Origin of the sequence: Kocuria sp. CNJ-770 (assembly GCF_001942375.1) — a bacterium.
GTDB classification, from domain to species: domain Bacteria; phylum Actinomycetota; class Actinomycetes; order Actinomycetales; family Micrococcaceae; genus Kocuria; species Kocuria oceani.
Genome location: NZ_MKJW01000107.1, coordinates 1 through 4,795 on the forward strand (window position 1 = coordinate 1; position 4,795 = coordinate 4,795).

At 68.6% G+C, this 4,795-nt stretch carries 5 protein-coding genes; 1 reads left to right on the plus strand and 4 read right to left on the minus strand.

What is annotated here, in order from left to right:
• Positions 1 to 590 (plus strand): aldo/keto reductase (locus BJF77_RS12345; protein ID WP_187347277.1); only part of this gene is annotated, 590 nt, incomplete at its 5' end.
• A gap of 177 nt (positions 591 to 767) precedes the next feature.
• On the opposite strand, the gene BJF77_RS12350 is transcribed toward BJF77_RS12345, so the two are convergent.
• From BJF77_RS12350 to BJF77_RS12365, 4 genes are all read right to left on the minus strand, one after another.
• Positions 768 to 2,015 carry a SpoIIE family protein phosphatase gene (locus BJF77_RS12350; protein WP_083665136.1) on the minus strand — a complete coding sequence of 416 codons (1,248 nt, stop codon included), beginning with the start codon at positions 2,013 to 2,015 and terminating at the stop codon, positions 768 to 770.
• Positions 2,016 to 2,082: 67 nt separating this feature from the next.
• Positions 2,083 to 3,270 carry a heparan-alpha-glucosaminide N-acetyltransferase domain-containing protein gene (locus BJF77_RS12355; protein WP_075872354.1) on the minus strand — a complete coding sequence of 396 codons (1,188 nt, stop codon included), beginning with the start codon at positions 3,268 to 3,270 and terminating at the stop codon, positions 2,083 to 2,085.
• A gap of 632 nt (positions 3,271 to 3,902) precedes the next feature.
• Positions 3,903 to 4,196: a hypothetical protein gene (locus tag BJF77_RS12360; protein ID WP_075872355.1), complete on the minus strand. Its 294-nt coding sequence runs from the start codon at positions 4,194 to 4,196 to the stop codon at positions 3,903 to 3,905.
• A gap of 251 nt (positions 4,197 to 4,447) precedes the next feature.
• Positions 4,448 to 4,795: hypothetical protein (locus BJF77_RS12365; RefSeq protein ID WP_222845001.1), on the minus strand; the 348-nt coding region annotated here is incomplete at its 5' end.

Consider the following 4,795-nt stretch of genomic DNA (forward strand, 5'->3'; position numbering starts at 1 on the left):
GGGTGGAGCGGATCGATGTGCTTTACGCCCACATCGACGACACCACCACACCGCTGGAAGACACCCTGGGTGCTATGGAGGAGTTGGTGGCCGAAGGGCTCGTCGGGGCGATCGCTGGCAGCAACCTCACCGCCGATCGCCTGCCGGGAACCCTCGACGCCGCGGGCCGGGCCCGGTACGCAGGGTTGCAGCAGCGCTTCACCTATCTGCGCCCGAATCCGGGGGCGGATCTCTCCCCGCACGTGCTGCTCGATGAGGACGTCGAGCAGTTCTGCCGTGAGCATGGGATGACGATGCTGGGGTATTCGCCGTTGCTGTCGGGGGCCTATACCCGTCCCGACCGCCCGATCCCCGGAGGTTATCGAGGGCAGACGGCGGCCAGGGCGTTGGCCGCCCTGACCGACGTCGCTGACGCCCATGGACTCGACGCCGGTCAGGTGGTGCTGGCCTGGATGGCCCAGCGGGAGGCCCCGGTGTACCCGGTGGTCGGGGTCTCCACCCCGGAGCAGCTGGAGGCCGCCGTCGAGGCAGTCACCACCACACTGCCCGCACAAACCATCAACGCCCTGGAAACCACCCGACGCGGCTAAAGGGGCCAAGGCAACCGTCGACGGTGTCTTTGCTCGTTCCGGCCGTTCTTGTCGGACAACCTCACCGTCGGCGGCGCACGTGGTTCGTGGTGGCCTGCTGTCCGCTTGGGGGGTGACATGCTCGGCGCGGGGCGGAACACCTGAGTTCCGTGATCGGCTCCCACGAGATCACGCGGCTCAAGTTGCGGTGCGGTGCAGGGCGAGGGCGGTGATGTCGGTGGGATGGCCCTGGCTCACCGCCCAGGCGGTGGCCAGCTCCACCGCCTCGTGGACCCCGAGGCCACCGCGGTAGCGTTCGGCCACCTCGCCCAGGGTCTGGTCCAGCCGTTTCTGCGAGTCCGGGTCCGCGTCCAGGTCGAGGAACCCGTCCCCAAGGACCAGCAGTGTCTGTCCGGGGTCCACCACGGTGGTGCGCACCTCCCCTGCGGTGCCGTAGGCCGCGGACAGTCCCAGAGAAGGCCCGGAGGAGGCCAGCCGGTGGTGGCTGCCGTCCGCACCCAGGACCATGGCCATCCCGGGTCCGGCGAGCACGTAGGTCACGGCGCCGGTAGCCGGGTCCAGGGTGGCGGCGAAAGCGATGACGAACGTGTCCGTGCCGCCCAGCAGGGCGCCAATGCCCTCCGCGGCCCGGCTGGTGGCCCGGCGGTGGTCGCTGTCGTGGATGACGGCTTGCAGCAGGATCCGCACACTGGCGGCGATCACCGCCGCCGAGGCTCCGACCCCGACCACATCGGCGACCTGCAACTGCACCCGGCCGCCGGCCGGGCGCCAGTCGAAGTAGCTCCCGTCTGCACGTCGGGCCGGGGTGCACCGGCCGGCCAGCTCATAGCCGGGAATCGGGGCGGTGCCGACCGGCACGAGCGCGCGTTGGGCGGCTGCGGCCACTGCCAGCTCATCGGTCGCCGCCAGTTCCCACTCGACCAGCTGACCCAGCTCAGCCAGGATCTGCTGCTGGCCGGCGGTGAACCGGCGGGGCACGGTGTCCATGATGCACAGCGACCCGATCCGCTCCCCGGTGGGCGCGGTCAGTGGCTGACCGGCGTAGAAGCGGATGCCCTGGCCCACCACAGTCATATCGGCCACCCGGTCGACGGACCTGGTGTCGGCAATGACCAGCGGGCCCGGGTGCTGAACCGTATAATGACACGGGGAGTAGTCCCGGGCGACCGCGACACCGGCCTCCATGCCGGCTGCGGCTTTGATCCACTGCCGGTCCGCGTCGATGAGCGTGATCGCCGCCATGGGGGCTTCGAAGATCACCCGGGCCAGGGCCACGATGCGATCGAAGCGTTCCTCCGGGGCCGTCTCCAGCAGGCCCAGCTCGTGCAGGGCGTCCAGGCGCGCGGCCTCCGCAGTGCCCGGGGAAGGCAACGGGTCGGCAGGGGAGGAGTCGGGCTTCGGTGGTTCCGCAGCAGGATGATCCATCACCAAGACCCTACCGACAGGGGCCGGGCGCGTGGACGTGTTCAGAGTAGGTCGGTGGGCAGGGAATTCAGGATTTCCGGTGCCCGGGTGACAGGACCAGCCGGCGGGTGGTGGCCGCGGCGCGGGCGACGAGGCGTTCCAAAGGCCCCTGTCCCAAGGTCTTGTGCCAGACCAGGGCGAAGACCACGGCCACGCCCAGGTGCACCAGGAACCACAGGAGGCGTTGGTCGTAGTGCACCTCGGTGGACAGGGCCAGCAGATGGGCGGAGTACAGGGTCAGGGTCATCGAGCCCATCGCCGCCAACGGCAGCGCCCAGGCCTTCCCCGCGCGGGTGAGCAGCAGGAAGGCACCGAGCACGGCCACCCCGGTGCCGAGGTCCTGGAGCACCGCGATGGGGGTGTTGGTGTGCGGTCCCGGGATCAGCAGCCACCACCAGGTGGTGGTGGGCAGGGTCGGGTCCGGTCCCCAGGTGATGATCTCGTCGATCTGTTCCTCGCTCAGGGCCGGGGTATGGGCCATGAGCTGGTCGTAGCCACCGGCCTGGAGAATCAGCACCCAGTAGATCAACCAGGCGCTCACTGCTAGCCCGGCCCCGACCAGCAGCAGGATGGCCTGGACCTGGATCTCACCCAGGTCCAGCCGCCCCAGACCCAGCCCCGCCAGCAGGTAGGCCAGAAAGGGCAGGGCCGGGTAGGTGCCGGTGAGCAGCAACTGGGCCAGGGTGGCCCCCGGGGCAGTGGCCAGGTCGATGAAGGTCGGGCTGGCGGACTCATAGACCGGCAGCGCATCACGGAAGATGTGCACCAGCACCGGCCCGGCAAGGGCGAAGAACCCCGCCCAGCCGAACAGCATCTTGGCTGAGAAGTGCAGGAACGGGATCGCCAGCAGGAAGAACACCCCGTAATAGACCAGGATGCCCACCGCCGGGGTCGGGGAAGGCATGAACCCGTTGATCCCGAAACCCAGGGAGGCGATCAGCACCGCTCGGACGAACAGCGCGACCCGGGTCGCGGTCATCGCCGGCCCCTGATGGGGGATCCGTCCCCCGGAGGTGAAGGCCAGCCCGACCCCGGCCAGCAAGGCGAACACCGCCGCCGAAGCACCGGCGAACAGCGTCCACTGCGTGGTAGGGGAGAAGGTGTCCGGGTCGAAGGCCGGCAGGATGTGGATGGCGGCCAACCCGATCAACGCCAGGCCCCGGGCGGCGTCAATGCCCACCAGCCGGGTCTTCCGAGGGGTGCTCGTGGTGGCCATTGACGTCGTCTTCCCCCGGTCTGGACGACTCACCGGCGACCGCCCTCTTCCGGCTCTATCGAGCCGCGGGGCAGCGGCTGGTGTCGGCGCTGTCCCTAGTCATGTGTAGCTCGTCATGGGTACGTCCCATCAGTGGCTTACCCCCCTGCGGTGGAAAATCGGCCGGCACGCCCACCAGCAGCTCAACGTGATGCGGCCTCGTCCCTGCGGATCCCGGCTCGTGTCCTGCGCCTCACGGCGGTGGGACAGTGGCGAGCATGATGGCCTGGCCGGTCCCGCTGACTGAGTAGCACCCCCGTGCCATGGTTCTCAGTTCCGACGGGCCACTATATCCCCTGATCAGGGGACAGATGAATCCGCAGCAGCAGGCCTGAGCTCCGGTCAGGGTTTGGCGTCGGGCAGGGCGCCGGTGGTGGCCAGCACCAGGAAGGTCTGTTGGGCGGTGGTCTTGAACCGTTCCCTCAAAATGCCTTTGGCTTGGCTTGCCGGCTCCCGAGTGGCCAACGCTTGGTGGAGGTGTTTGATCTACTGGGCGTCGATGAAGGCCACCGCCGCATGAGCGGCCACCAGCGCCCCGACCTGCTCCGCCTGGGCGCGACCGAGGCCGGATGCGCACCTGCGGGTCGGGGTCCTCAGCGTGCGCGCCGGGACCGCAACCAGTCCAGATACTGGGCGCGTGCAGTGTTCAAGGCCTCCAACGCCTGGCGCAAGGTCACGCCCAGGGGTCCGTGCTCGGCGGTCTGGACGTAGACGTAGGCGCTGAGTGTCACCTCACCGTTCGTATCCGCCCGCCAGTCCTCCACGACGCCGGACAGGGCCGATCCACTGGGATTGACGTCTTCCGGGTCCCAGTCCTCGATCACAGTGGCCTCGACCTGGAACTCTCCGTAGAGCACCGCTTCATCGTCAATGACCGTGGCGACCACCTGGGACAGCCGCCCAGATCGATGTCGTTGCCGGTGAGTCGCTGGCCCCCGGAGACGTTGTCGACAGTGAGCACCGCATCCAGATCAGCAGGCAAAGCACCCGAGGACACAGCGAACACCGCCTTTCCGTCCCTCGATCTTCTGCGCCACCCCGGTCAGTTCCACCGCCGCGAGGTCGGTGCCCGGAACCGGGCATCGTGGTGGCCCGCCGATCGAAAACGTGCCCGGGTCACCGCTGGACGCGCGGGCGCTCATCGGTCAGCCTCGGGGGTGGATCCGTCGTGCACGTCGAGTTGAGCGATCAGGTCCCGGTACCGGTCCAGGGTCAGCGGGTGAGGCCCGCCCAGAGCGATGAGGTACTCATGGTCGAGCTGGTGGCAGATCCTGCTGTGCAGCACCTGCAGCTCCACCAGGCTCAACCCGGCCAGGTCGGCGGGAAACTCCTGGTCCGGACTCAAGGTGGTCATGTCCCTCGGGGCCTCGACGAACGCGAATGGCTGGTCATCCATGCCGGTGCCCTTCCTGCTGTAGAGCATGACTGCACCCAATGGTCGATTTCTCTGACGGTAGGTGCCTGCTCTTTCCACCGGCAACGTTTT

Bases quoted from the DNA above. Each gene is read 5' to 3' on its own strand.
- BJF77_RS12350 (WP_083665136.1), bottom strand. From the start codon at position 2,015: ATGGATCATCCTGCTGCGGAACCACCGAAGCCCGACTCCTCCCCTGCC.
- BJF77_RS12355 (WP_075872354.1), bottom strand. From the start codon at position 3,270: ATGGCCACCACGAGCACCCCTCGGAAGACCCGGCTGGTGGGCATTGAC.